Here is a 24,893-nt window from a genome sequence, read left to right as displayed (position 1 = left end):
GGCGACCGCGGCGGCGCGCTGCGGATCATCCGGCGACCGCCAGCGCGTCGCGGCACACCCGGACCGGGTCGGCGACGCCGGCGACGCCGGCCGCCGCCGCCTGCGCCGCCGCACGGTAACCCGGCGACGACAGCACCTCGTTGACCGCGGCCACCAGCGTGTCGGCGGTCAGCGGCCGGATCAGCCGGGCGCTGCCCTGGCGCTGCACCCGGTTGGCGATCTCCCACTGGTCACCGCCGCCGGGCACCACCACCAGCGGCACGCCGGCCAGCAGCGTCTTGGCCACCATGCCGTGGCCGCCGCCGCAGATCACCAGGTCGGCATGCGCCAGCAGCTCGTCCTGGCGTCCCAGCCCGACGGTCGCCCACGGCGGCACCGTCAGCTCCGGACCGTCCAACCGCGACACCAGCAGGCGCGACCCCGCCGGCAGGGTCTCCCCCGGCGTCAAGCACGCCAGCGCCACCTCGGCGAGGCCCTCGGTGCCGATCAAGGCGGTCGACGGCGCGATGACCACCACCGGCCCGGACCCCGCCGGGACCTCGAGAATCCGGTCGGTCGGTTCGAAGTGCAACGGCCCGACGACGACGGCCTCGGCGGGCCAGTCCGGGCGGGGAACCTCCAGCGCGGGCAGCGTCGCGATCAGCCGGCGCAGCGGGCCGGGATCGCGCGCCGGCAGCCCGATCTCGACGCGCGAGTCGGCGCGCTGCTGCAGGCCGGTACGCACCGATCGCGCCGTCAGCGCGCGCATCGCGGCATCGCGCAGCCGGCCCCGGATGCCGGTGCCCGGCGCCAGCCCGCTGCCGATCGGCGGCAGTCCTTGCGACGGTAGGTACAGCGGGTGCGGGTTGAGTTCGATCCACGGGATGCCCAACAGCTCGGCGGCCATGCCACCGCCGGCGGTGATGACGTCGGACACCACCAGGTCGGGCGCCAATTCGCGCAGCGCGGGCACGTTGAGCACGGCCATCCGCGCGGCGCGCCGGTGGATCCGGGCCCCGGCATCGACGTCGTCGTCGAGGGCCGCCAGCCCGTCCAGCGCGGCGGCGTCGATGCCGGTCCCGCGGGCGGCGTCCAGCCATTCGGCGCCGGTGAACAGAGTGGGCTCGTCGCCGGCTTCGGCGAAGCGCCGGCACAGCGCGATCGCCGGGAACGCATGCCCGGGATCCGGCCCGGCGACCACGGCGACGCGCATCGTGCTTACCCTGCCATAGCGCCCCGTTGCCACGCGCCTACGCTGGCAAGATGACCGAGCTGACTGGCACAACCGTTGCGAACACCCGCACGGTCGAAGGATTCCTGAACGCCCTGCAGGACGCGGATTACGACGCCGCCGACGCCGCGCTGGCCGACGATCTCGTCTACGAGAACGTCGGCCTGCCCACCATCCATGGCCGGGCCAGGGCCATCAAGCTGTTTCGCCGGATGGAGGGCCGCGCCGCCTTTGAGGTGAAGATCCATCGCATCGCGGCCCACGGCGGCGCGGTGCTCACCGAACGCACCGACGCGCTGATCTTCGGCCCGCTGCGGCTGCAGTTCTGGGTGTGCGGCGTGTTCGAGGTCCAGAACGGGCGAATCACGTTGTGGCGGGACTACTTCGACTTCTTCGACATGCTCAAGGCCACCGCGCGCGGCTTGGCGGCGCTGGTGCTGCCGTCGCTGAAAGCTACGTTCTGACGCCGGCGCCTAGCCGGTCCCGCGCAATCCGCCGAGTTCGTCGAACGCCTGCGCCCAGCCGATGAGGCGATCGGTCGCCCCGGCCAGCTCGGCGCGGTAATGCTGCGACGCGGCCGATCCGTCGCCGTTCGCCGACGACACCAGTTGCGCTGCCGCGGTAACCATTTCGTTGTATTGGCGGACACCGGCACCCAGCTGCGCGGTGAACGCGTTGATGGTGGGCACCAGATACGACCGCGATTCCTCGCTGGCCTGTGCCGCACGTTCCATCGACACCACCTGCGCGGCGGTGGACGCCATTGCGGCCGAGGTCCGGGTGGCGGCCGCGGTCAGGTCGCGTATCTCGGCGGTCGGCAACATCGTGCCCCGCTCGATCACGGCCACCAGCGAGGAAAAGCCACGCTCGGAGGCGCCCAGCGCGTACATCGCGGGGCGCGCCGCCGAACCCGGCGGCGGCAGCCGGCGCACGTTCGTGGTCCGGGGCGTCGGCAGCGGCTCGGACCGCAGCCAGCGATAGCGCAGCAGCAACAGCGTCGCCGGGATGGCCATGAAAACCGCGACGCCACCGGTGATTTCGAGCAGCAATGCGAACCAGCCCCAGGCGGCGAGCAGCATCGTCACCGCGGCCCAGAACACGCATCCGGCGCTGAAGATCAGGCCCCACCGCAGCGCGCGGCGACGCCGCCGCAGCAACCGGGCGCGCGGATCCGCGGCCGCGCTGATCCGGCGGGCCACCAGATCGGACAGGTCGGCGGCGGTGGCCAGGCCACGATGCAGCAGCGCGCGCCACGGACCGGGCTGCGTCGCTTTCACCGCCATGACACTTCGGCTACTGGCCAAGTGGCTTCTCGGGGACCGAGCCGCCCGCGCTCTCCGCGGGCGCGGGAGTGGCGGGCGTCGTCCCGGCGGCCGGCGTCCCACCGGTCGGAAGCGCCTCACCACGCATCGAGGCGCGAATCTGCTCCAGGCGGGAGTGACCGGCCATCTGCACCCCGGCCTGCTCGACCTCGAGCATCCGGCCCTGCACCGAACCCTGCGCGAGCTCGGCGGCCCCGATCGCGTTCGCGTATCGCCGCTCGATCTTGTCGCGCACCTCGTCGAGGCTGGGGACGTTACCGGGGGCGGCCAGGTCGCTCATCGACCGCAGCGAAGCGCTCACCTGCTCCTGCATCTTGGCCTGCTCAAGCTGGCTGAGCAGCTTGGTGCGTTCGGAGATCTTCTGCTGCAGCATCATGGCGTTCTGCTCGACGGCCTTCTTGGCCTGCGCGGCCGCCCCCAGCGCCTGGTCGTGCAGCGTCTTGAGGTCTTCGACGCTCTGCTCGGCGGTCACCAGTTGGGCGGCGAAAGCCTCGGCGGCGTTGTTGTACTCGGCGGCCTTCGCGGCGTCACCGGCTGCGGTGGCCTGGTCGGCCAGCGTCAAGGCCTGACGCACGTTGACCTGCAACTTCTCCACGTCCGCCAGCTGACGGTTGAGCCGCATCTCGAGTTGCCGCTGGTTGCCGATGACCTGTGCGGCCTGCTGGGTCAGCGCCTGGTGCGTGCGTTGCGCTTCCTCGATGGCCTGCTGGATCTGCACCTTGGGGTCTGCGTGCTCGTCGATCTTGGCATTGAACAGCGCCGTGAGGTACTTCCACGCCTTGACGAACGGATTGGCCATGAGTTAGCTCCACCTTCGCTTCTTGAGGATCCGGATGGTCCCCGGATGGGCCTGCGGGGCTCTGCGCCTGTCGCTCAATTTAGTGGGTCGGCGCCGATCGCCCCACCCCTTACGCGGGATCGGTCCCCGGCGCTCAGGCCAGCGCCAACGACGCCACCGGCGGGATGACGACCTTGATGCTGGTGCCGCTCGCGCCGTCGGTGGCCGCGCCGACGGCCGCGCGCTCCTCGCTGGCCATCCGCTCGCCGGCGTGGGTGAGAACCGACGACAGCGGGACGTCCAGCGCGTCACAGATCGCGTTCAGCAGCTCGCTGGACGGTTCCTTGCGGCCGCGTTCCACCTCGGACAGGTAACCGAGGCTCACCCGCGCCGAATCGGACACCTCGCGCAGCGTCCGGCCCTGTGTCGTGCGGGCCTCGCGCAGCACGTCGCCGATGACCTCTCGCACCAATGGCGGCATCCCGCCCTCCTTCGTCCAGTCGAACCTGCGCGGCAGATACTCAGCTTGCCTCCGGCAGGTGCTCATTAGGTGAACGCCGCCGGCGAGGGTCTGGTTCCCGTCGCACCCGCCGAAATCAGCCGGGCGTGCGGCGCACTTCCCGGACGGTCGACACGACGTAGTCGATCCCGGTGATCACTGTGAGCACGATTGCCACGCCCATCACCACCGCCGCGATCACCCGGAACGGCCCCGGCGATCCCGCCCAGGGCAGCACGAACAATCCGATGGCCAGCACCTGCACCACGGTCTTGACTTTGCCGCCCCAGCTGGCCGGGATGACGCCGCGGCGGATCACGGCCAGCCGCAGCACGGTGACCCCGAATTCGCGGACCATGATCAGCACCGTGACCCACCACGGCAGTTCACCGAGCATCGAGAGCCCGATCAGCGCCGACCCCACCAGCGTCTTGTCCGCGATCGGATCTACGAATGCACCGAATTCGGTCGCCATGCCGTAGTTGCGGGCCAGCAGGCCGTCCAGCCGATCGGTGATGCAGGCGGCCGCGAAGATGACGAAAGCCACCACGCGGAAACCGTTTTGGTGGCCGTCTCCAGCGAATAAGGCGAGCAGGAAGATCGGCACCAGCACAAGCCGCAACAGGGTCAGCGTGTTGGCGAGGTTGGCGATGTTTGCGCGGCCTACCACCGGACCCGTCTGCGGCTGCCCCGACACGGCAACAGAATAACGGTTGACCAGCGCACCCGTCCGCGATGTCGATACTGTTAGCCGTGACCCAAAGTCCGCAGCGCCCTCGGCCGCTGGTTCGGCGCGCGCGAACGTCCGACGTGCCGGCCATCAAGCAGCTGGTCGACACCTACGCGGGAAAGATCCTGCTGGAGAAGAACCTCGTGACGCTGTACGAGGCTATCCAGGAGTTTTGGGTGGCCGAGCACCCCGATTCTCCAGGCCAGGTGGTCGGTTGCGGCGCGCTGCACGTGATGTGGTCGGACCTCGGCGAGGTCCGCACCGTCGCGGTCGCCCCGGCGCTGACCGGACACGGCATCGGCCACGCGATCGTCGACCGGCTGCTCGAGGTCGCCCGCGAGTTGCAGTTGAAGCGGCTGTTCGTGCTGACGTTCGAAACCGAATTCTTCGCCAGGCATGGCTTCACCGAAATCGAGGGCACGCCCGTCACCGCCGAGGTGTTCGAGGAGATGTGCCGCTCCTATGACATCGGTGTCGCGGAGTTCCTGGACCTGAGCTACGTCAAGCCGAACATCCTCGGCAACTCGCGGATGCTGCTGAGGCTTTAGCGGCGTTATTCGGTCTCGTCGGATCCGTCGGCATTGGCGCCGCCCCGGATCAGCGCCAGCGTCCCCGCGAGTTCGTCGGGCTTGACCAGCACCTCGCGCGCCTTGGAGCCCTCCGACGGCCCGACGATGCCGCGGGTCTCCATCAGGTCCATCAGCCGGCCGGCCTTGGCGAAGCCGACGCGCAGCTTGCGCTGCAGCATCGACGTGGAGCCGAACTGGCTGGACACCACCAGCTCGACGGCCTGCAGGAACACGTCCATGTCGTCGCCGATGTCGGGGTCGACGTCGGTGCGTTCGCCGGTGGGCTTGGCGGCGGTGACGCCCTCGGTGTACTCGGGTTCGGCCTGGTCCTTGCAGGCGGTGACGACGGCGTGGATCTCCTCGTCGGTGATGAATGCGCCCTGCAGCCGGATCGGCTTGTTCGCCCCCATCGGCAGGAACAGGCCGTCACCCATGCCGATCAGCTTTTCCGCGCCGGCCTGATCCAGGATGACGCGGCTGTCGGTCAGCGACGACGTGGCGAACGCCAGCCGGGACGGCACGTTGGTCTTGATCAGACCGGTGACCACGTCCACCGACGGGCGCTGGGTAGCCAGCACCAGGTGAATGCCTGCGGCGCGGGCCTTTTGGGTGATCCGCACGATGGCGTCCTCGACGTCGCGCGGCGCCGTCATCATCAGGTCGGCCAGCTCGTCGACGATCGCCACCACGTACGGGTACGGCCGGTATTCGCGCTGGCTGCCCAGTGGCGCGGTGATGGCACCGGAGCGGACCTTCTCGTTGAAGTCGTCGATGTGCCGCACCCGGGACGCCTGCATGTCCTGGTAGCGCTGCTCCATCTCCTCCACCAGCCACGCCAGCGCGGCCGCCGCCTTCTTGGGCTGGGTGATGATCGGGGTGATCAGATGCGGAATGCCTTCGTACGGCGTGAGTTCCACCATCTTCGGGTCGATCAGGATCATCCTGACCTCTTCCGGAGTGGCGCGCGCCAGCAGCGATACCAGCATGGAGTTGACGAAGCTGGACTTACCGGAACCGGTCGAGCCGGCCACCAGCAGGTGCGGCATCTTGGCCAGGTTCGCCGAGATGAAATCGCCCTCGATGTCCTTGCCGAGCCCGATGATCAGCGGGTGATGGTCGCGCCGCGTCGACGGCGCGGTGAGCACGTCGGCCAACCGGACCATTTCCCGGTCGGTGTTGGGCACCTCGATGCCCACCGCCGACTTGCCCGGGATCGGGGCCAGCATGCGCACGCTCTCGGTGGCCACCGCGTAGGCGATGTTCTTCTGCAGCGCGGTGATCTTCTCGACCTTGACGCCCGGCCCCAGCTCGACCTCGTAGCGGGTCACGGTCGGCCCGCGGGTGCAGCCGGTGACGGCGGCGTCCACCTTGAACTGGGTCAGCACCTCGGTGATGGCGTCGGCCATGACGTTGTTCGCGGCGCTGCGCTTCTTGGGCGGGTCGCCCGCCACCAGCAGGCTCAGCGACGGCAGCGTGTAGGGACCCTCGACGACCCGGTCCAGCTCGACGGTGTCGTGCTTGTCCGTCGACCGTCCGCGCTTGCGGCCCCGCGAGCCCCCCAGGGCGGGCTGGACGGCCGGTTCGGGCACGGTGGGAATGTCGTCCTGCAGCGCGGCCTGGGCATCGTCGTCCGGTGACCACGCCGGCGGCGCCTCCGGGACGGAGGACGCGTCGTCGGAGTAGTTGGCGGGCTCCGCCTCGGCGTCGTCGTCGAACTCGTCCGCGTAGTCGTAGGGCTCGTCGTCGTAGTCCTCGTCGACGAACCGTGTGTGGAACAGGTTGCGCATCACCACGGGCACCTCGCGGATGGTGGTGCCGGTCAGCAGCAACAGGCCGAACATGAAGCCGATGAACAACAACGGCGCGGCGATCCAGGGCGTGAGCCCGTCCGAGAGCGGCCCGCCGATGGCGAAGCCGATGAAACCCGCCGCGCGGCGGCGCGCTTCCGGGTCTCCCGGCGAACCGGACCACAGGTGGCGCAGGCCGAGAACCGACAGCGTGATCAGGCTGGCCCCCAGGATCAGTCGGGGGCGCGCATCCGGGTTGGGCTCCGTGCGCATCAGGGTCACCGCCACCGCGGCGGTGACGACGGGCAGCGCCAGCACACCCGCGCCGATGAAGGTCCGCAGCAGGGTGTCGACCCACGTGCCGACCGGGCCGGCGGCGTGGAACCACGAGCTGGCGGCGACCACCACGGAAAAGCCCAGCAACAGCAGCGCGATGCCGTCGCGGCGATGCCCGGGGTCGATGTCGTGGGCCCGCCCGATCGACCGGGCCGCGGTGCCCGTCCCCCGGGCGGCCAGCAGCCAGACGGCGCGCGCGGCGCGGCCGCAGGTCACCCCGGCGCCGACCAGCGGCGCGTGATTACGCCGCCTGGCGGGTTTGCCGACCTTCTTTCGGGGCGCCGCCGGGCGCGCACCCCTGGACCCGCTGGCGCGCGAAGTAGCCTTTGACCTGCTCGTTCGGCTTCCGGAGCGGGCGGCGGTCTTACTGGGCATGACGGCAAGGGTAGTCGCAACGACATCATCTACACCACCCGCCACACTGGTTACGGTTCGGCTTGTCGGGCATGGGGCCAATCGGGCGCCGAATCGCGTGAGTAGGGTGACATTCGGTTGTTAGAAGTCGTGCTCGTCACCCACCCCCACCGCGCCCCAGGAGGCCAGCAATGCCCGTTGTCGTCGTCGCTACATTGACCGTCAAACCGGAGTCGGTCGACACCGTTCGCGACATCCTCACGCGGGCGGTCGAAGAAGTGCACGACGAGCCGGGCTGCCAGGTCTATTCGCTGCACCAGTCGGGCGAGACGTTCGTCTTCGTCGAGCAGTGGGCCGACGCCGAGGCGCTCAAGGCGCACAGCACCGCACCGGCGGTCACCAAGATGTTCACCGCGGCCGGCGAGCACCTGGACGGGGCCCCCGACATCAAGATGCTGCAGCCGGTCCCGGCGGGCGACCCGGCCAAAGGACAGTTGCGGCCCTGATGACCCGCTCGTCGCAAGGGCCCTTGACGGGCAAGGTCGCTTTCATCACCGGCGCGGCGCGCGGCCAGGGCCGCGCGCACGCGGTGCGGCTGGCCGCCGACGGCGCGGACATCATCGCCGTCGACCTGTGCGACCAGATCGCCAGCGTCCCCTACTCGCTGGCCACGCCCGAGGACCTGGCGGCCACCGTGAAGCTGGTGGAAGACACCGGCGCCCGCATCGTGGCCGCTCGTGGCGACGTCCGCGACCGCGAATCGCTGTCGGCGGCGCTGCAGGCGGGCCTGGACGAGTTCGGCCGGCTGGACATCGTGGTGGCCAACGCCGGGATCGCCCCCATGCAATCCGGTGACGACGGCTGGCACGACGTCATCAACGTCAACCTGACCGGCGTCTACCACACCATCAAGGTCGCGATACCCATGATGGTCAAGCAGGGCACCGGCGGGTCGATCGTGCTGATCAGTTCGAGCGCGGGGCTGGCCGGGGTCGGCGGCCCGGACGCCGGTTCCGTCGGCTACGTCGCCGCCAAACACGGGGTGGTCGGGCTGATGCGGGTTTACGCGAATCTACTTGCCGGACAGATGATCCGGGTCAACTCCATCCATCCGTCCGGCGTCGAGACGCCGATGATCAACAACGAGTTCACCCGCGAGTGGCTGGCCAAGATGGCCGCCGGGACGGATACACCGGGAGCCATGGGCAACGCCATGCCGGTCGAGGTACTGGACGTCGAGGACATCGCCAACGCGGTGGCATGGCTGGTGTCCGATCAGGCACGCTACATCACCGGTGTGACGTTGCCGGTCGACGCGGGATTCCTGAACAAGTAGCCGCCATGGCACGAAACCCGGTTGCGCAGACTGCATTTGGCCCGATGGTGCTGGCCGCGGTCGAGCAGAACGAGCCGCCCGGGCGCCGCCTGGTCGACGACGACTTCGCCGAGCTCTTCCTGCCCCGCCCGCTGCGGTGGCTCGTCGGGGCGACCCGGTTCGCGCCGATTCGCCGGCTGATGATCCGCGGCTCGGAGTTCACCGGTCCGGGATTGTGGGCGAATCTGGCCTGCCGCAAGCGTTTTATCGCCGACAAGCTCAAGGACTCGCTCGACGACATCAACGCCGTCGTCATCCTCGGGGCGGGGCTGGACACCCGCGCCTACCTCTTGACGCGGCGGGTGCGCATCCCGGTGTTCGAGGTCGATCTGCCGGTGAACGTCGCCAGGAAGTTCAAGACGGTGCGCCGGGTGCTCGGCGAGCTGCCGCTGTCGGTTCGGCTGGTGGCGTTGAACCTCGAGCATGACGACCTGCTCACCTCGCTCGCCGAGCACGGCTATCGCACCGACTACCGGGTGTTCTTCATCTGCGAGGGCGTCACCCAATACCTCACCGAGGCGACGGTGCGGCGCACGCTGGACGGCCTGCGCGCGACCGCACCCGGCAGCCGTTTGGTGTTCACCTACGTCCGTAGGGATTTCATCGACGGCACCAACCGGTATGGCACCCGCACGCTGTACCGCACCGTGCGCCAGCGGCGGCAGCTGTGGCATTTCGGCCTGCAGCCCGACGAGGTCGCCGCGTTCCTCGGCGAGTACGGCTGGCGGCTGGTGGAGCAGGCCGGTCCCGAGGAGCTCGCCCAGCGCTATGTCGAACCCACCGGCCGCAAACTCAAGGCCTCGCAACTGGAGTGGTCGGCCTACGCGGAGAAGCTCTAGCGGGTCAGACTTCGATGACGGTCGGCACGATCATCGGCTGGCGGCGGTAGGTCTCGCCCACCCATTTGCCGATGGTGCGCCGTACGCCCTGCGCGATGCGGCTCGGATCGGTGATGTTCTCGGCCAGCAGCGCTTCCAGCTCGGCCTCCACCCTGCGCACGGCGGGCTCGAGCGCCTTGGGATCCTCGGAGAATCCGCGCGAATGCAGCTGCGGCGGGGCGACCGGACGCCCGGTGCCGCGCGCGATTACCACGGTCACCGCCACGAAACCCGACGACAGAATGAGGCGCTCGCCCAAGGTGATATCGCCGACGTCGCCTTGGATCAGGCCGTCGACGAACATCTTGCCGACCGGCACCGCACCGGCGATCGAAGCCTTCCCCGCCACCAGGTCGACACTCACCCCGTTCTCGGCCAGCAGGATCGATTCCTCCGGCACGCCGGTGCGGGCCGCCAGTTTGGCGTTGGCGCGCAGCATGCGCCACGTGCCGTGCACGGGCATGACGTGGCGCGGCCGAATCCCGTTGTACAGGAACAACAGTTCCCCGGCGTAGGCGTGGCCCGAAACATGCACGCGCGCTTGGGCGTTGGTGACGACGCGGGCCCCAATCTTGGCGAGCTCGTCGATGACGCCGTAGACCGCTTCCTCGTTACCCGGGATCAGCGACGACGCCAACACCACCAGGTCACCCGCGGTCAGCGTGATGCTGCGGTGCTCGCCGCGCGACATCCGCGACAGCGCCGACATCGGTTCGCCCTGGGTCCCGGTGGTGATCAGCACCACCTGGTCGGCCGGCATCATCTCGGCGGCGCCGATGTCGATCACGTCCGAATCGGCCACCCGCAGGAAGCCGAGTTCGCGGGCAATGCCCATGTTGCGCACCATGGATCGGCCGACGAACGATACCCGCCGGCCCAAAGCGACTGCGGCATCGATGATTTGCTGTACCCGGTCAACGTTGGAGGCGAAGCACGCCACGATGACGCGGCCGTCGGCGCCGCGGATCAGGCGGTGCAGCGTCGGGCCCACTTCGCTTTCCGACGGCCCGACGCCGGGATGCTCGGAATTGGTTGAGTCGCACAGGAACAGATCCACCCCGGCGTCGCCGAGGCGGGACATGCCGGGCAGGTCGGTCGGCCGGCCGTCCAGCGGTAGCTGGTCGAGCTTGATGTCGCCGGTGTGCAGGATGGTTCCCGCGCCGGTGTGCACGGCGATCGCCAGCGCGTCGGGGATGGAGTGATTGACGGCGAAGTACTGGCATTCGAACACGCCGTGGGTGCTCTTCTGGCCCTCGGCCACCTCGACGAACACCGGCTTGAGGCGGTGTTCGCGGCACTTCGCGGCGACCAGCGCGAGGGTGAACTTCGAACCGACCACCGGGATGTCGGGGCGCAGCTTGAGCAGGAACGGGATGCCGCCGATGTGATCCTCGTGCGCGTGGGTGAGCACCAGCGCCTCGATATCGTCGAGGCGGTCCTCGATGTGGCGCAGATCCGGCAAAATCAGATCCACCCCGGGCTCGTCGTGGGTGGGGAACATCACGCCGCAGTCGATGATCAACAGCCGGCCCAGGTGCTCGAAAACCGTCATGTTGCGGCCGATTTCGCTGATGCCGCCCAGAGCAGTGACCCGCAACCCTCCCGCGGCCAAGGGGCCTGGCGGGGCGAGGTCTACATCCACTTCTCGGACACTCCTCGGGTCACCGCAGCACCGAGGCCGCGCGCATATCGGCGGCCAGCGCGTCGAGTTGCTCTGGCGTTGCGGGCATTTGCGGCAACCGCGGATCGCCGACCTCGATGCCCTGCAGGCGCAGGCCCGCCTTGGACATCGTCACCCCGCCCAGGCGGGCCATCGCGTCGCACAGCGGGGCGACGGTGGCGTTGATCTTGCGGGCCGTGGCGATGTCGCCCGAGGCGAAGGCGGACAACATTTCCCGCAGCTGCCCCGCCGCCACGTGAGAAATCACGCTGATGAAGCCGGTGGCGCCCATCGCCAGCCACGGCAGATTCAGCGCGTCGTCCCCGGAGTAGTAGGCCAGGCCGGTCTCGGCGATGATCTGGCCACCGCTGTGCAGGTCGGCCTTTGCATCCTTGATCCCGACGATGTTCGGGTGGGCCGCCAGCGCGCGGATGGTCTCGGGCTGGATCGGTATCACCGAACGCGGCGGGATGTCGTAGAGCAGCACCGGCAACTCGGTTGCGTCGGCGACGGTGGTGAAGTGGGCGATCAGCCCGCTCTGCGGCGGCTTCGAGTAGTACGGGGTGACCACAAGCAGCCCGTGCGCGCCCTCGGCCGCGCAGGCCTTGGCCAGCCGGACGCTGTGGGCGGTGTCATAGGTGCCCGCGCCGGCGATCACGCGGGCCCGGTCGCCGACGGTCTCCAGCACGACGCGCAGCAGCTCTCGCTTCTCGTCGTCGGTGGTGGTCGGGGACTCGCCGGTGGTTCCGGAGATCACCAGCCCGTCGCAGCCCGCGTCGATCAGGTGATTGGCCAGCTGGGCGGCCGCGGCGGTGTCAACGAAGCCGTCGGGGCGAAACGGTGTGACCATCGCGGTCAGCACGGTTCCCAACCGGGCTGGGGCGTCGAATCCGACCGTGCTCACGGTGTTCAGGTTACCTGGCGACGGCAAGGTATTTAGCACCCACGTGGACGCGCGCCGCAGCGCGTCGACGCGTCAGGCTTCGGTCGCCAGTGGGCTGGTCGCGACCTCCGTGCCGTCGGCCAGGGTGGAGATCTCGAAGTCGGCGAACACCGTGGACGCCACGCCCGCCAGCTGGCGCAGGCACTCGATGGCGAGCCGCCGGATTTCCACGTCGGCGTGCTCGCTGGCGCGCATGGCGATGAAGTGGCGCCACGCCCGGTAGTTGCCGGTCACGACGATGCGGGTTTCGGTCGCGTTGGGCAGTACGGCGCGGGCGGCCTGGCGGGCCTGCTTGCGCCGCAGCACCGCATTCGGGTGGTCGGCGAATTTCGCTTCGAGTTTCGTCAGCAATTCGGTGTAGGTGGCGCGGCTGGCGTCGGCGGCCGCGGCCAGGATCTGCTGCAGTTCCGGATCGTCTGCCACGCCTGGCGGCACGACGACGTGCGAGTCCTTCTCCGGGACGTAGCGCTGGGACAGCTGCGAATAGGAGAAGTGCCGGTGCCGGATCAGCTCATGTGTGCACGATCGCGAGATGCCGGTGATGTAGAACGACACGCTCGCGTGTTCGAGCACCGAAAAGTGGCCGACGTCGATGATGTGCTTGATGTAGCCGGCGTTGGTCGCGGTCTTGGGGTTGGGTTTCGACCAGCTTTGATAGCAGGCCCGGCCGGCGAACTCGACCAGCGCGGGGCCGCCGTCGGCGTCGGTGCTCCACGGCACGTCCGGCGGCGCCAAGAAGTCGGTCTTGGCGATCAGTTGCACGCGCAGCGGCGCGATCTCGGCCACGGCGCTCACCTTAGCCCGGCGACGATGCGCGCCGTGGAACGGCGCGAGGAGAAGCCGGGCAATCCGCCTCAAGCGTGCCGGGCGGATCGGCGCCTCTGACCCGCACCCTGCCGCAGACCAGCGACGGCAGCAGCGCGTCGCGCAGCCCCGACAACCGGGCGTTTTCGGTGCGGCGCGCGTGACACAGCGCACCCAACCCGGTGATCGTCCGCAGCGCCTCGGGGCTCAACCGGCGCACGTCGGGGACCGACACGTCCAGCAGGTCACGAGGCTGAATTCGCTGATGGCTGCCCGAGGTTCCCGCGACCCGCCGCTGCAGCCGCTGCGAGACGTCGGGTTGCCGCAGCGCCGACCACAGCGCCGAGGAATCGATGCCGGCCGGCAGCAGCACGACGAACTCGGTGCTGGCCACCGCCATGTCCGACGGCAGGCCCACCACGTTCCAGATCCGCGGGATCCGCGGGTTCAGCTTCGCGAACAGGACGCACGGCTGGGTCAGCAGCAGCTTGGCGCTGCGCACCTGCGCCGCGCCGGCCATACGGGGTGTCGCCCCGTCGTCGAACGCGGGCAGGCTGAAGTGGGCGAGGCGCGCGTCGAACTCGCTGACGTTGCGGGTCGCCGTCGACCGGGTGGCCAGGGTGGACAGCCGCACCCGATCCGGTGCCGATTCCGCGAGGGCGACCATCAGGCGTTCCGCCGTGTCGATCACCCGGTCGTTGGCGGCGACTTTGTCGTCGAAAGCGCCCAGCAGTCCGGCGATCCGCCACCGTTCGTGCGCGGCGGCGGCCCACACCGGAACGTCGTTCAGGATTCTCTGGTTGAGCAGGGGCTGCCCCGATCCGGATCGATGATCGGCCAGCCGGCAGGTCTGCAGGGCGTAATACCAATACCGGGTCTCTCGCGGGTCTTTGGCGCGGCACACCAGCGCGTTCTCGGTGACCCAGACGTCGGAGTCGCAGTAGCGCAGGCTGCCGCAGTACGACCCGACGCGGCCGAGCACGATCAAGGGCCCGGTGGCGTTGTGGACGGTGGCGTAACCGATCGCGCCGTTGGCGCCGTAGACGGGGACGCGCCCGGCGGCGTCTCGTGGCGGGGCGCTGCTTCCGGTGCTGAAGTCGAGGTGCTCGCCCAGGAGGGTCTTCACCGCAGCCGCTTCAGCTGTTGGCGCACCACGTTTTCCGTGCGGGCCGAGTCGTCCAGCGCGTCCAGCAGGTCGTCGGTCAACCGTGTGATCTTGTCGCCGACGGGTTCACCGTCGTCCGGCGCGGTGGGTGCGTCCACATAGCGGCCCGGCGTCAGCGGGTAGCCCGCGGCCCTGATGGCGTCCACCGACACGGACTGACAAAACCCCGGAACATCTTGATAGGCAAGACCTTTGGCGAGGGCCGACGCAGTGCCCGACCACGCGTGGTAGGTGTCAGCGATCCGGGCGATCTCCTCGCGGGTCAGGGCGCGCTCGGCCCGATCCACCAGGTAGCCCAGGCCGCGCGCATCGATGAACAGCACCTGCCCCGGCCGGTGCGCCTTGGTCATGGCGAAAAACCACAGGCACACCGGTATTCCGGTGCTGCGGAACAGCTGGGCGGGCAGCGCGACCATGCACGACACCAGGTCCGCATCGATGATCCGGGCCCGAATGTCGCCCTCACCCATCGCGGTCGACGACATCGAGCCGTTGACCATCACCACGCCGGCCGTGCCGCCCGGGGCCAGCTTGGACAGGATGTGCTGAATCCAGGCGTAATTCGCGTTGGTCGCGGGCGGAACGCCGAAGCGCCACCGCGGGTCGTCCTCGTCGCGGGCCCAATCCTTGATGTTGAAGGGCGGATTGGCCAGCACGTAGTCCATCTGCACGCCGGCGTGCAGATCGGTGGCTAGCGTGTCGGCGCACCGCGCGCCCAGGCCCGAGTTGTCGATGCCGTGCACGGCGAGGTTCATCTTCGCCATCCGCCAGGTCTGCTCGACGCTTTCCTGGCCGTAGACGGTGACTTTCGCGGGATCGCCGTCGCGTTCGGCGATGAAGTGTTCGGTCTGCACGAACATCCCGCCCGAGCCGCAGCACGGGTCATACACGCGACCGCCGGTCGGTTCGAGCACCTCGACGAGCAGCCGCACGACGCTGGGTGGGGTGAAGAATTCGCCGCCCCGCCGGCCTTCCGCGCGGGCGAAATTGCCCAGGAAGTACTCGTACACCTCGCCCATCAGGTCCCCGGCCCGCCCGCCGCCGCCGATAAGTGCGCCGTCGAGCACCGTCACCAGCTCGATGAGGCGACGCGGGTCGAGCTTTTCGTACAGCCGGGGCAGCGTCCCGGCCAGCGCCGGGTTCGCCGTCATCACGGCGTCCATCGCGTCGTCGGCCAGACGGCCGGGGTCATCGGATGTGACGTTGTCCGCCAATGCTTTCCAGTGCGATTCGGAGACGTGCTTGAGGAACACCAACCCCAGGATCACGTCCTTGTACTCGCCTGCCGACAGGGATCCGCGCAGCTTTTCGGCCGCCTTCCACAGCGTGGCTTTGAGCTCCTTGGACGTCGGCGCCGGCATCAGCTGACCCGTTTGGCCGCCGCGCGCAACTCGCCGGACAGATCGCCGCGCCCGGCGACGCTGAATCCGCCCAGGCCCAGCCAGGACGCCATGGACTCGAGTTCACCGGTCAGCGCCGCGGCCACGCGGGCCTTTGGCGCGTCGGGCTCGCCGAACGCGCCGAGCACCCGCAGCGAGTTGGCGGCGCGGTCGGCCTTGAGGTCGACCCGCGCCACCAGCCGACCGTCTATCAGCAGCGGCCACACGTAGTAGCCGTACCGCCGCTTGGCGGCCGGGGTGTAAATCTCTATGCGGTAATGGAATTCGAACAATCGCTCGACGCGTGGGCGGAAAAAGATGAGCGGGTCGAACGGGCACAGCAGCGCGGTGCCGCGGTCGGCGCGGGGCACCGTGCGGCCTGCCCGCAGGTAGGCCGGCGCCGACCACCCGTCGACGTCGACCGGTTCGATGTCACCGGTGGCCACCAACGCGGCGATCGCCGGCTTGACCTGCTGGGCCGACAGCCGAAAGTAGTCGCGGATATCGGCCTCGGTACCCACCCCCAGCGCGCTGGCGGCCCGCAGCGTGAGTTCGCGGATCGCCTCGTCGTCGTCGACCTCGCGGGTCAGCACGGCGGCCGGCAGCACCCGCTCCACCAGGTCGTAGTGGCGAGCGAAGCCCACCCGGGTGGCCGTGGTGAGCACTCCGGCGGAAAACAGTGCCTCGGCCACCCACTTGGTGTCGCTGCGGGTCCACCAGGTTCCTTTTTTCCGTCGCGGCTCGGCGGCCAGATGCGCTTCGATCTGCCCCGCCGTGCTGGGTCCGAGCTCGGCGACGGCGGCGACGATCTCGTCGGCCAGCCGCGGGTTGGCCTTGACGATGTGGGTGCCCCACCGGCCATGCCGGTACTGGCGCATCCGCCAGCGCAACAGCGGCCAGTCCTCGACCGCCATCAGCGCGGCCTCATGCGCCCAGTACTCCGCCAGCAGCCGCGACGACCGCGGGCCCCAGGCGGCGCGGTCGAGCACGTCACGGTCGTAGGGGCCGAGCCGGCTGAACACCGGGGCATAGTGCGCGCGCACCGCTACCGAGACCGAATCCAGTTGCAGCACTTGGATTCTGGAGATAAGCCGCTTCAAGTGCGCCCGGGTGATCTCGCCACCGGGCCGGGGGTCGGTAAATCCTTGGGCCGCAACGGCTATCCGCCGGGCTTGGGTGGCCGATAGCCTGCGGGTTGGCACGGCGCTGAGGATACCTCTTGGGTGCGACAACCCTTGGCGGCCAGGCCAGCGTGGGCTCAGCCGGCGGCGACCTTGCGGTCCAGCGGTTTCAACACGCCTTCGTCGTCCGAGTCGCCTTGTTCCTCGTAGGCCGCATCGAGGGCCTTCGGAACCTCGTCGAGGTCGCGGTACACGCCCATCAGCTGCTCGAGGATCTTGATGCGCTTGGCCGTCGCCTCGTCCACCGCGCGCCGGGCCTTCTCCCGATAATGGTCGGCGCCCTTTTTCGCGTCGCCGAGGAGCTGCTCGCACTCCCGCTCGGCGTCCCGGCGCGCCTCCTCGATCGCCGATTGCGTTTCGGCGCGCATCTCGGCCAGTTCGGCGTCCAGCTTCTCCTTGGTCTCCTGGTACTCGGTTTCCAGGGCTTTCTGCTGCGTGGCCATGTCGGCGAGCACCTCGTCGCGCTTGCGCTCCGCGGCTTCGGCCTCGGCCTCGGCCGCCGCGATCAGCGCATCGGCTTCGGCCCGCGCCTCAGCCTGCATCTCGGCCACCTCGTCGACCGCGCGGCTCAGCATTTTCGCCATCCGCTGCTGCACCGCGTGCGGCGACGGCGAGGTGTCCGTGAGCGCGGCCACCTCCTTGCGCAGCGCGGCCGTCTGATCGCCGGCTTCCTGCAGCCGGGCCCGCAGGCTCGCGACGTCGTCAAGCAGCAGCTGCTGCTTGGTGGTCAGCATCTCGATGTGGGCATTAACTGCGGCCGCGTCGTAGCCCATGAATTTTCGAGAAAACGTCTTCACGGGTTCGGTTTTCACTGCCAATTCCCCCTTCTCTCCGAACGCCTGGTTGACGCTGTGCGACCCGCCCCGGGTCCGAGTATGTCAGGTCAGGCCGTGGGCGCGAACGGGTGCGCGGAGGGCCGACGGTAGCTGTGGAAGCGATACCGCAGCCCCGAGCGGCTGGCGAGCCACTCCCCCGTTTCACCCACCCAAGTGTCGTCCAGCGTCGGCGCCAACGCGTCGTCGTCGTCGCGCCGCAAATCGATTTCGATCTCGGTGACCTCGCAACGGGTGGCGTACGGCAGCGCCAGCAAATAAATCTGCTCGCCGCCGATGACCCACGTCTCGGGGTCGTACGCGGCGTGGGCGAGGGCCTCCTCCATGGTCCCGGCCAGCTGCGCCCCGTCGGCGACGAAGCCGGTGTCGCGGGACAGGACGACGTTGCGCCGGCCCGGCAGCGGGCGCACCTTCGCCGGTAACGAGTTCCAGGTCCGCCGGCCCATGATCACCGGGTGTCCGATCGTCACCTCTTTGAACCGGGAAAGATCTTCGGGCACGCTCCAGGGGATGTCGCCACCCCGCCCGATGACGCCGGAGGTCGACTGAGCCCACACCAGGCCCACCTCGGTCATACGCGCTACTCCTTGATCCCGGCTTGCAAGCCGCCCGAGCCGGCCCGGTGGCCGGCGCGCTTCATACAGCGACTGGGGCTTTGATCGCCGGATGTGGGTCGTAGTTCTTTACGACGACGTCGTCGTAGGTGTAATCGAAAATCGAATCCCGGGCACCCAGAACGAGTTCCGGGTACGGCCGGGGGTCGCGGCTCAGCTGCAACCGCACCTGCTCGACATGGTTGTCATAGATGTGGCAGTCCCCGCCCGTCCACACGAACTCGCCGACCGCGAGGCCGGACTGGGCGGCCATCATGTGCGTCAGCAGCGCATAGCTGGCGATGTTGAACGGCACACCCAGGAACAGGTCGGCACTGCGCTGGTAGAGCTGGCAGCTCAGCCGCCCGTCGGCCACGTAGAACTGGAAGAACGCGTGACACGGCGGCAACGCCATCCGCGGGATTTCGCCGACGTTCCAGGCCGACACGATGATGCGCCGCGAGTCGGGGTCGGTGCGCAGTAGGTCGAGGGCCGCGGTGATCTGATCGACGTGCTCGCCCGACGGTGTCGGCCAGGACCGCCACTGCACGCCGTAGATCGGCCCGAGATCGCCTGTGTCACTTGCCCATTCGTCCCAGATGGTGACGCCGTGCTCGTGCAGCCAGGCGACGTTGGAGTCGCCGCGCAGGAACCACAGCAATTCGTAGATGACCGACTTGAGGTGCACTTTCTTGGTGGTGAGCAGCGGGAAACCGGCCGCCAGGTCATAGCGCAGCTGCTGACCGAACAGGCTGCGGGTTCCGGTGCCGGTGCGGTCGGATTTGGCCGTTCCCTGATCCAGCACCAGGCGGAGCAAGTCCTCGTAGGGCGTCGGGATCGGCACGCCGCCAGCTTAGCGGCGATCGCAAGCGCGGCGGAGCCGGGCGCGGCGGGTCGGCGCCGATGAATCTGTGTCCAGGCCCGCGGAGTAGAACGGGTGCCATGCCGAACATCATCGACGTCGTCACCACCCCCGATGGCAGCTGCACGGTGCACCTGTTCACGCCCGACGGCCCGGAATCCCAAGTCCCATGGCCCGGTGTGGTCATGTATCCCGACGCCGGCGGCGTACGCGACACATTCCAGCAGATGGCCGCCAAGCTGGCCGGCTTCGGCTACACCGTGCTGCTTCCCGATGTCTACTACCGCACCGCGGACTGGGCGCCGTTCGACATGGCGACCGTGTTCAGCGACAAGAAGGAACGCGGGCGCCTGTTCTCGATGATCGGCAGCGTCACCCCCGACCGGATGGCCGCCGACGCCGGCGCGTTCTTCGACTATCTGGCCGCCCGCCCGGAGGTGGTCGGCGAGCGATTCGGGGTGTGCGGCTACTGCATGGGCGGGCGGATGTCGCTGATGGTGGCCGGCCGGGTGCCCGACCGGGTGGCCGCGGCGGCGTCCTTCCACGGCGGTGGCCTGGTGACCGACACCGAGGACAGCCCGCACCTGCTGGCCGACCGGATGAGCGCCACGGTGTACGTGGGCGGCGCCAAGAACGACGCGTCATTCACCGCCGGTGACGCCGAGCAGCTCGACAAGGCGCTGACGGCGGCCGGCGTCGAGCACACGATCGAGTGGTATTCGGCCGGTCACGGATTCGCGGTTCCGGATAACGCGCCGTACGACGCCGCCGCGGCCGAGCGGCATTGGGACGCGATGACGGAGCTGTTCGCGTCGGCGCTACCGCGTTAGCGCGGTCATCAGCAGCGTCGCGGCCACCGCGGTGCCGTCGGTGCGGATCTTGGCGGCCACGGATGTTGCCCGCTCGCACGTCTGGTCGGTCAGGACCGCCTTGAGCGCGGTCGACAGCGACTCGGTGGTCGGGACGGGACCGTCATGGGCGGCACCGATGCCCAGGTCGCGCACCCGGGTCGCCCAGTAGGGCTGGTCGGCCCCTTGGGGCACCACGACCTGCGGCGCGCCGGCCCGGGCGGCCGTCGTCGTGGTGCCGGCTCCGCCGTGGTGGACCACGGCGGCGACCCGCGCGAACAGTGCCTGGTGGTTGACGTCGCCGACGGCCAGGCAGTCGTTCCGGTCGTCAATCGGGGCCAGGTCGGCCCAGCCGCGCGAGACCACGGCCCGGCGGCCCTGCGCGCGGATCGCCTCGATGGCCGTGCGCGCGACGTCTTGCGAGGCGCGCATCGGCATGCTGCCGAACCCCACATAGACCGGCGGTGCTCCCGAGTCGAGGAATTCGACCAACTCGGCCGGCAGCGGGCGTTCGTCGCGCAGCAGCCAGGCGCCGGTTTGCACCACGTCGAGGTCCGCGGGCCGCCACGGGTCCAGGATCGGATCGGTCGCCAGCCACGGGCGGTCGGTCAGCGCGTAGTCGCGCAGGTTGTCGAGCGGCGGCAGTCCGATCGCCGCCCGGTGACCGTTGAGCGTCGCGCCGAACGGCTCCTGCATGTGTCGGCCGTCGAGTTGCCACAGCAGCCGGTTGTCGACCGTGCCGGGCGGGAACGGCCCGCTGGCGTACGTCGGCGGCGGGTGGTGCGGCGACGGCAGGATGGTGGGCTGGTAACTGGCGTAGACGTAGCGGATCCCCAGGCTTTCGGCCACCGATCGGGCGGCCGCGGCGGCAGGCGGAAAGCCGGCCACCACCAGCGCATCGCAGCCCTCGGCCGCGGCGGCCACGGCGTCGAATTGCACGGCGATCAGCCCGTCCAGGTGCCGGCGCAGGTCCGCCTCCGACGGCGCCGGCCCAGTCTTCATCGCCCGCAGTGAGGCGCCGAACGGCAGCAACGGCACGTCGACGCGGGCCAGCAGCTCAACGAATTCGGTATCCGGCGGCGCGCTCACCCGCGCGTCGACGCCGAGCGCCCGCAAGTGCACCGCGAGCGCGGCGAACGGCTCGACGCCCCCGCGCGAGTCGTACGCCGACAGCAACACCCGCATTCGCGCCACTCCCACCTGCTCGGTCGGCAAACTCTACCGTCGGCGGGCGCCGCAGGTCAGAACGCCGGCAAATCGACCAATTCGGCCAGGCGGGCGCGGTGACGGTAGGCGGTGCCGAATGCCAACTGGTCGCTCTTGGCCCGCTTGAGGTACAGGTGCGCGGGATATTCCCAGGTCATCCCGATGCCGCCGTGCAGCTGCACGCACTCCTCGGCGGCGTGCACAGCGACATCGCTGCAGTAGGCCTGCGCGATGGCCGCCGCCGCGTCCGCGTCGGGGCCGCCGCCGGCGCAGGTGTCGGCCGCATAGCGGGCCGCGGCCGTCGCCGCGCCGACCTCGAACCACAGGTCGGCCAGCCGGTGCTTGATCGCCTGGTAGGACCCGATCGTCCGGCCGAATTGCCTGCGCTCCCTGACGTACTCCAGCGTGGTCTCGAAGCACCATTGGGCCACCCCGAGTTGCTCGGAAGCCAACAGGGCCGCGCCGGTCCGGATGGCTTCGGTGACCGGCTCGTCGCCCACCCCGACCCGGGACGACGGGGAACCCGAAAAAGACACGGCGGCAAGGGGTCTGGTCATGTCCAGCGCGAGCGCCGGGGAGATCTGCACGCCCGCCGCGTCGCGAGCGACGGTATGCAGCTCGAGCCCGTCGCTCCCTGCGACCGGGACCACCAGCACATCGGCGGGGTCGGCGCCGGCCACGCTGGTGACCGACCCGCTCAGCCCGTCGGCGCCGCCGCTGACGTCCCCAGTCGGGTCGCCCGGTGCGCTCGACAGCGGCACCACCAACGCCGCCGTCAGCTCGCCCTGGGCCAGCGCCGACACGGTCTCGGTGTCACCGGCACGCAGCAGCGCGATCGTGGCGAGCACCGCGCTGGACAGGAACGGCACCGGGGCGACGGCCCGGCCGATCTCCTCCATGACCACGGCCGCCTCGCGGGCGCTCGCGCCGGCGCCGCCCAGCGATTCCGGAACCAGCAGGCCGGCCACGCCCAGTTCGGTGGCCAGCGTGCGCCATACGCCCGAAAAGTCCTGCGGTTGCTGGTCATAGAGGCGCGTCACCGATTCGGACGTGCACCGCTCGGCGAACAGCTGACGGACGCCGGCCCGCAACGCCTCTTCGGTGTCGGTGTAGAGCAGGTCGGCGGTGTGCGCGCTCATCGGGGCAAATCCTTCCAGGCGGCGTCTTTGTCGACACGATGTTCACCCGGCAGGCCGAGGATCCGCTCGGAGATGGTGTTGCGCAGGATTTCTGACGTACCGCCCTCGATCGAGTTGCCGCGCGCCCGCAGGTAGCGGTAGCCGGGGCCGCGACCGACCAGGTCGACCGTCTCGGGCCTGCGCATGGTCCAGTCATCGTAGAGCAGTCCGGCTTCGCCGTGCAGCTCGATCTCGAAGCCCGAAATCGCTTGCGCCAGCTTGGCAAATGCCACCTTCATGCCGGCCCCCTCGGGTCCGGGCTGACCGGTGGCCGCCTGTTGCCTCAACCGTTCGCCGGCCAGCCGGAGGACCTCCGCCTCAACCCACAGCCGCATCAGCTGGTCGTGCATCGCGGGGTTGCGCAGCACCGGCTCGTCGCGCCAGGCAGCGGCGACCTTGCCGATATGACCCCCTTCCCGGGGAACCCCCGCACGCGACCCGATCGCGACGCGTTCGTTGTTGAGGGTGGTGGTGGCGACCCGCCAGCCGCCGCCCTCCGGCCCGAGCCGATTCGCATCGGGCACCCGGACGTCGGTGAGGAACACCTCGTTGAATTCGGCCTCGCCGGTGATCTGGCGCAACGGCCGAATATCGACGCCCGGTTGCGTCATGTCGCAGAGAAAGTAGGTCAGCCCATGATGTTTGGGCACGGCCGGATCGGTCCGGGCGACCAAAATGGCCATCTGCGCGTGCTGCGCCTGCGACGTCCACACCTTCTGCCCGTTGACAACCCAGTCGTCGCCGTCGCGCACCGCACGGGTGGCCACCCCGGCCAGGTCGGATCCCGCGCCGGGTTCGCTGAACAGCTGGCAGTAGATCTGCTCACCGGTGAACAACGGGCGCAGGAACTTTCGCTTCTGCTCGTCGGTTCCGAACGCCGCGATCGTCGGCGCCGCCATGCCCATACCGATGTAATTCTTGCGCGTACCGCCCACCGGTGCACCGGCCGCGGCCAGCCGGGCATCAACGCGCTCCTGTGCGGTGCGCGGCAGATCCAGCCCGCCGAAACCGTGCGGCAGGTGCACCCAGGCCAGCCCCGCGTCGTACTGCGCGCCAAGGAAATCCCGTGGGTCGCTGGTTGCCGGATCGTGCTCGTCGAGCAGTGCCTGCACCCGCCCGTCCAGCTCGGCGGTATCGACGGCGGCGGTCATCGCCCGCCGCCCGGTGCGGACTGGAATCCCTGTGCGGCGCCCAGCAGCAGGCCACCGTCGATCACCATGGCCTCGCCGGTGATCCAGCTGGCCGCGTCGGAGACCAGGAAGGCGACGGCCGCGGCCACGTCGATCGGCTCCCCGATGCGCCCGAGCGCGATCGACGACGCCAGCGGGTCCTCGTGGTCCTTCCACAGCGCCTCGGCGAGCCGGGTGCGGACCACCCCCGGGCATATCGCGTTGACCCGGATGCGCGGCGAAAGTTCCAGCGCCAGTTGCTTGGTCACATGGATCAGCGCGGCCTTGGTGGCGTTGTACATTCCCATCGCCGGCGATTGGTGCAAGCCGCCGATCGAGGCCGTGTTGACGATCGCCCCGCCGTGCTCACCCATCCACGACTTGACCACGAGTGAGGTCCACAGCAGCGGGGCCCACAGGTTGACGTCGAAGATCTTGGTGAAACGGGCGTGATCCTGGTCGATCAGCGGACCGTATGCCGGGTTGGTTCCGGCGTTGTTGATCAGGATGTCAACGCTGCCGAATCGCTCCAGCGTGAGCTCGACGCAGCGGCGCGCGGCGTCCTCGTCGACCGCATGGGCGCCCACCCCGAGGGCCTGCTTCCCCACCTGGGCGGCGGCCTCATCGGCGGCCTCCTGCTTGCGCGCGGTGAGCACCACGTTGGCCCCCGCGGCCGCCAGCTCCTGGGCGATCGACAGCCCGATTCCGCGCGACGCACCGGTGATGATCGCGGTGCGGCCGGTCAGATCTTGTGAGGTCATGGCGTTGGGCCTTCCGTCGCGGTGGCAGCCGCCGTAGGGCAGGCGGGACTTCGTTGCTGTCGAATTTTATTCACGATGTTTTGGACATGTGTTGAGGTGGTATGCCACGCGCATGTTATCGAAATTGACACTCATGAAACCGCTGGTTGTCGCCGGGGCTGTCGCTGCGGCCATCGCCGCCGCGCCTGCGGCCGCTGCTGACGTCTACGTCGCCGGACCAGCCGCCACTTCGCCCGCGCCCACCCACGTGATCTTCAAGGACGACCCGGGCGGCGGCGGCTGCGACGCCAATGGAAACTGCGGCTCCGGTGGCCAGTTCAACGGTCCCGGCGGCGGCCCGGGCGGCCAGGGTTGCGTGCCCGGCGTCGGCTGCGGCTCCGGCGGCCAGAACGCGGGCCCGGGTGGCATCCCCGGCGGCACCGGATGTCTGCCGGGCGTCGGCTGCGGTTCCGGCCACGCGTAATCGCTGAACC

Annotated in this window: 26 protein-coding genes; 7 read left to right on the top strand and 19 right to left on the bottom strand. The window is 69.5% G+C overall.

Translation table 11 applies throughout. The features are described from left to right. Positions 1-25: 25 nt before the first annotated feature. Positions 26-1,192 carry a glycosyltransferase gene (locus ACZYVJ_RS23000; protein ID WP_463833473.1) on the bottom strand — a complete coding sequence of 389 codons (1,167 nt, stop codon included), beginning with the start codon at positions 1,190-1,192 and terminating at the stop codon, positions 26-28. A gap of 50 nt (positions 1,193-1,242) precedes the next feature. Here ACZYVJ_RS23000 and ACZYVJ_RS22995 point away from each other — a divergent pair, with 50 nt between their 5' ends. Further along, positions 1,243-1,674: a limonene-1,2-epoxide hydrolase family protein gene (locus tag ACZYVJ_RS22995; protein ID WP_463833472.1), complete on the top strand. Its 432-nt coding sequence runs from the start codon at positions 1,243-1,245 to the stop codon at positions 1,672-1,674. A 9-nt stretch (positions 1,675-1,683) separates the two neighbouring features. On the opposite strand, the gene pspM is transcribed toward ACZYVJ_RS22995, so the two are convergent. From pspM to pgsA, 4 genes are all read right to left on the bottom strand, one after another. Further along, positions 1,684-2,493 carry a phage shock envelope stress response protein PspM gene (gene pspM, locus ACZYVJ_RS22990; protein WP_463833471.1) on the bottom strand — a complete coding sequence of 270 codons (810 nt, stop codon included), beginning with the start codon at positions 2,491-2,493 and terminating at the stop codon, positions 1,684-1,686. Between the two features lie 10 nt (positions 2,494-2,503). After that, on the bottom strand, positions 2,504-3,331 hold the full coding sequence (pspA, locus tag ACZYVJ_RS22985; RefSeq protein WP_463833470.1) for a phage shock protein PspA: 828 nt from the start codon (positions 3,329-3,331) through the stop codon (positions 2,504-2,506). Between the two features lie 133 nt (positions 3,332-3,464). Continuing rightward, a complete protein-coding gene (gene clgR / locus ACZYVJ_RS22980) occupies positions 3,465-3,791 on the bottom strand; it encodes a transcriptional regulator ClgR (RefSeq protein ID WP_007774977.1) in 327 nt (108 codons plus the stop codon). Between the two features lie 115 nt (positions 3,792-3,906). Further along, positions 3,907-4,506: a CDP-diacylglycerol--glycerol-3-phosphate 3-phosphatidyltransferase gene (pgsA, locus tag ACZYVJ_RS22975; RefSeq protein ID WP_463833469.1), complete on the bottom strand. Its 600-nt coding sequence runs from the start codon at positions 4,504-4,506 to the stop codon at positions 3,907-3,909. 38 nt (positions 4,507-4,544) lie between these two features. Here pgsA and ACZYVJ_RS22970 point away from each other — a divergent pair, with 38 nt between their 5' ends. Then, complete coding sequence (locus tag ACZYVJ_RS22970; RefSeq protein ID WP_463833468.1) at positions 4,545-5,087, top strand: amino-acid N-acetyltransferase; 543 nt, start codon at positions 4,545-4,547, stop codon at positions 5,085-5,087. A 5-nt stretch (positions 5,088-5,092) separates the two neighbouring features. Here ACZYVJ_RS22970 and ACZYVJ_RS22965 read toward each other — a convergent pair whose 3' ends face one another. Further along, positions 5,093-7,606, bottom strand: a complete 2,514-nt coding sequence (locus ACZYVJ_RS22965) for an FtsK/SpoIIIE family DNA translocase (RefSeq protein ID WP_463833467.1) — start codon at positions 7,604-7,606, stop codon at positions 5,093-5,095. Positions 7,607-7,776: 170 nt separating this feature from the next. Here ACZYVJ_RS22965 and ACZYVJ_RS22960 point away from each other — a divergent pair, with 170 nt between their 5' ends. The 3 genes from ACZYVJ_RS22960 to ACZYVJ_RS22950 are packed head-to-tail and all read left to right on the top strand — an operon-like array spanning position 7,777 to position 9,799. Next, the gene (locus ACZYVJ_RS22960; RefSeq protein ID WP_463833466.1) at positions 7,777-8,091 is read left to right on the top strand and encodes a putative quinol monooxygenase; all 315 of its coding nucleotides are present in this window, start codon (positions 7,777-7,779) and stop codon (positions 8,089-8,091) included. Then, on the top strand, positions 8,091-8,921 hold the full coding sequence (locus tag ACZYVJ_RS22955) for a mycofactocin-coupled SDR family oxidoreductase (RefSeq protein WP_463833465.1): 831 nt from the start codon (positions 8,091-8,093) through the stop codon (positions 8,919-8,921). The genes ACZYVJ_RS22960 and ACZYVJ_RS22955 overlap by 1 nt, the downstream gene beginning before the upstream one ends. Positions 8,922-8,926: 5 nt before the next feature. Continuing rightward, on the top strand, positions 8,927-9,799 hold the full coding sequence (locus tag ACZYVJ_RS22950) for an SAM-dependent methyltransferase (protein WP_463833464.1): 873 nt from the start codon (positions 8,927-8,929) through the stop codon (positions 9,797-9,799). A gap of 4 nt (positions 9,800-9,803) precedes the next feature. Here the strand turns inward: ACZYVJ_RS22950 and ACZYVJ_RS22945 are convergent, their stop codons facing one another. From ACZYVJ_RS22945 to ACZYVJ_RS22905, 9 genes are all read right to left on the bottom strand, one after another. Next, positions 9,804-11,480 carry a ribonuclease J gene (locus ACZYVJ_RS22945; protein ID WP_463833463.1) on the bottom strand — a complete coding sequence of 559 codons (1,677 nt, stop codon included), beginning with the start codon at positions 11,478-11,480 and terminating at the stop codon, positions 9,804-9,806. Between the two features lie 19 nt (positions 11,481-11,499). After that, complete coding sequence (dapA, locus tag ACZYVJ_RS22940; protein WP_463833462.1) at positions 11,500-12,402, bottom strand: 4-hydroxy-tetrahydrodipicolinate synthase; 903 nt, start codon at positions 12,400-12,402, stop codon at positions 11,500-11,502. Between the two features lie 72 nt (positions 12,403-12,474). Continuing rightward, positions 12,475-13,227, bottom strand: a complete 753-nt coding sequence (gene thyX / locus ACZYVJ_RS22935; RefSeq protein WP_463833461.1) for an FAD-dependent thymidylate synthase — start codon at positions 13,225-13,227, stop codon at positions 12,475-12,477. A 10-nt stretch (positions 13,228-13,237) separates the two neighbouring features. After that, positions 13,238-14,371 carry a restriction endonuclease subunit S gene (locus ACZYVJ_RS22930; RefSeq protein WP_463833460.1) on the bottom strand — a complete coding sequence of 378 codons (1,134 nt, stop codon included), beginning with the start codon at positions 14,369-14,371 and terminating at the stop codon, positions 13,238-13,240. Next, the gene (locus tag ACZYVJ_RS22925) at positions 14,368-15,771 is read right to left on the bottom strand and encodes a class I SAM-dependent DNA methyltransferase (RefSeq protein WP_463833459.1); all 1,404 of its coding nucleotides are present in this window, start codon (positions 15,769-15,771) and stop codon (positions 14,368-14,370) included. The genes ACZYVJ_RS22930 and ACZYVJ_RS22925 overlap by 4 nt, the downstream gene beginning before the upstream one ends. Further along, on the bottom strand, positions 15,771-16,991 hold the full coding sequence (locus tag ACZYVJ_RS22920; protein WP_463833458.1) for a winged helix-turn-helix domain-containing protein: 1,221 nt from the start codon (positions 16,989-16,991) through the stop codon (positions 15,771-15,773). The genes ACZYVJ_RS22925 and ACZYVJ_RS22920 overlap by 1 nt, the downstream gene beginning before the upstream one ends. A 56-nt stretch (positions 16,992-17,047) precedes the next feature. Beyond that, on the bottom strand, positions 17,048-17,782 hold the full coding sequence (locus ACZYVJ_RS22915; protein WP_463833457.1) for a cell division protein DivIVA: 735 nt from the start codon (positions 17,780-17,782) through the stop codon (positions 17,048-17,050). A 71-nt stretch (positions 17,783-17,853) separates the two neighbouring features. After that, positions 17,854-18,378, bottom strand: a complete 525-nt coding sequence (locus tag ACZYVJ_RS22910) for a dihydrofolate reductase (protein WP_463833456.1) — start codon at positions 18,376-18,378, stop codon at positions 17,854-17,856. A gap of 61 nt (positions 18,379-18,439) precedes the next feature. After that, the gene (locus ACZYVJ_RS22905; protein ID WP_463833455.1) at positions 18,440-19,240 is read right to left on the bottom strand and encodes a thymidylate synthase; all 801 of its coding nucleotides are present in this window, start codon (positions 19,238-19,240) and stop codon (positions 18,440-18,442) included. Between the two features lie 98 nt (positions 19,241-19,338). Here ACZYVJ_RS22905 and ACZYVJ_RS22900 point away from each other — a divergent pair, with 98 nt between their 5' ends. Further along, complete coding sequence (locus tag ACZYVJ_RS22900; protein WP_463833454.1) at positions 19,339-20,088, top strand: dienelactone hydrolase family protein; 750 nt, start codon at positions 19,339-19,341, stop codon at positions 20,086-20,088. Here the strand turns inward: ACZYVJ_RS22900 and ACZYVJ_RS22895 are convergent. The 4 genes from ACZYVJ_RS22895 to ACZYVJ_RS22880 are packed head-to-tail and all read right to left on the bottom strand — an operon-like array spanning position 20,077 to position 24,420. Beyond that, positions 20,077-21,291 (bottom strand): glycosyltransferase, encoded by a 1,215-nt coding sequence (locus ACZYVJ_RS22895; RefSeq protein WP_463833453.1) that lies wholly within the window; start codon positions 21,289-21,291, stop codon positions 20,077-20,079. The genes ACZYVJ_RS22900 and ACZYVJ_RS22895 overlap by 12 nt on opposite strands. Positions 21,292-21,347: 56 nt before the next feature. Continuing rightward, positions 21,348-22,451 (bottom strand): acyl-CoA dehydrogenase family protein, encoded by a 1,104-nt coding sequence (locus ACZYVJ_RS22890; RefSeq protein WP_463833452.1) that lies wholly within the window; start codon positions 22,449-22,451, stop codon positions 21,348-21,350. Further along, positions 22,448-23,641: an acyl-CoA dehydrogenase family protein gene (locus ACZYVJ_RS22885; RefSeq protein WP_463833451.1), complete on the bottom strand. Its 1,194-nt coding sequence runs from the start codon at positions 23,639-23,641 to the stop codon at positions 22,448-22,450. The genes ACZYVJ_RS22890 and ACZYVJ_RS22885 overlap by 4 nt, the downstream gene beginning before the upstream one ends. Further along, on the bottom strand, positions 23,638-24,420 hold the full coding sequence (locus ACZYVJ_RS22880) for an SDR family oxidoreductase (protein WP_463833450.1): 783 nt from the start codon (positions 24,418-24,420) through the stop codon (positions 23,638-23,640). The genes ACZYVJ_RS22885 and ACZYVJ_RS22880 overlap by 4 nt, the downstream gene beginning before the upstream one ends. Before the next feature lie 133 nt (positions 24,421-24,553). Here ACZYVJ_RS22880 and ACZYVJ_RS22875 point away from each other — a divergent pair, with 133 nt between their 5' ends. Next, on the top strand, positions 24,554-24,883 hold the full coding sequence (locus ACZYVJ_RS22875) for a PE-PGRS family protein (protein WP_463833449.1): 330 nt from the start codon (positions 24,554-24,556) through the stop codon (positions 24,881-24,883). Positions 24,884-24,893 lie beyond the last annotated feature (10 nt).

It is taken from the genome of Mycobacterium sp. IDUB_3 (assembly GCF_055419585.1).
Note: the sequence above shows the minus strand (reverse complement) of the source record. Positions and strands in the feature narration are given on the sequence as shown.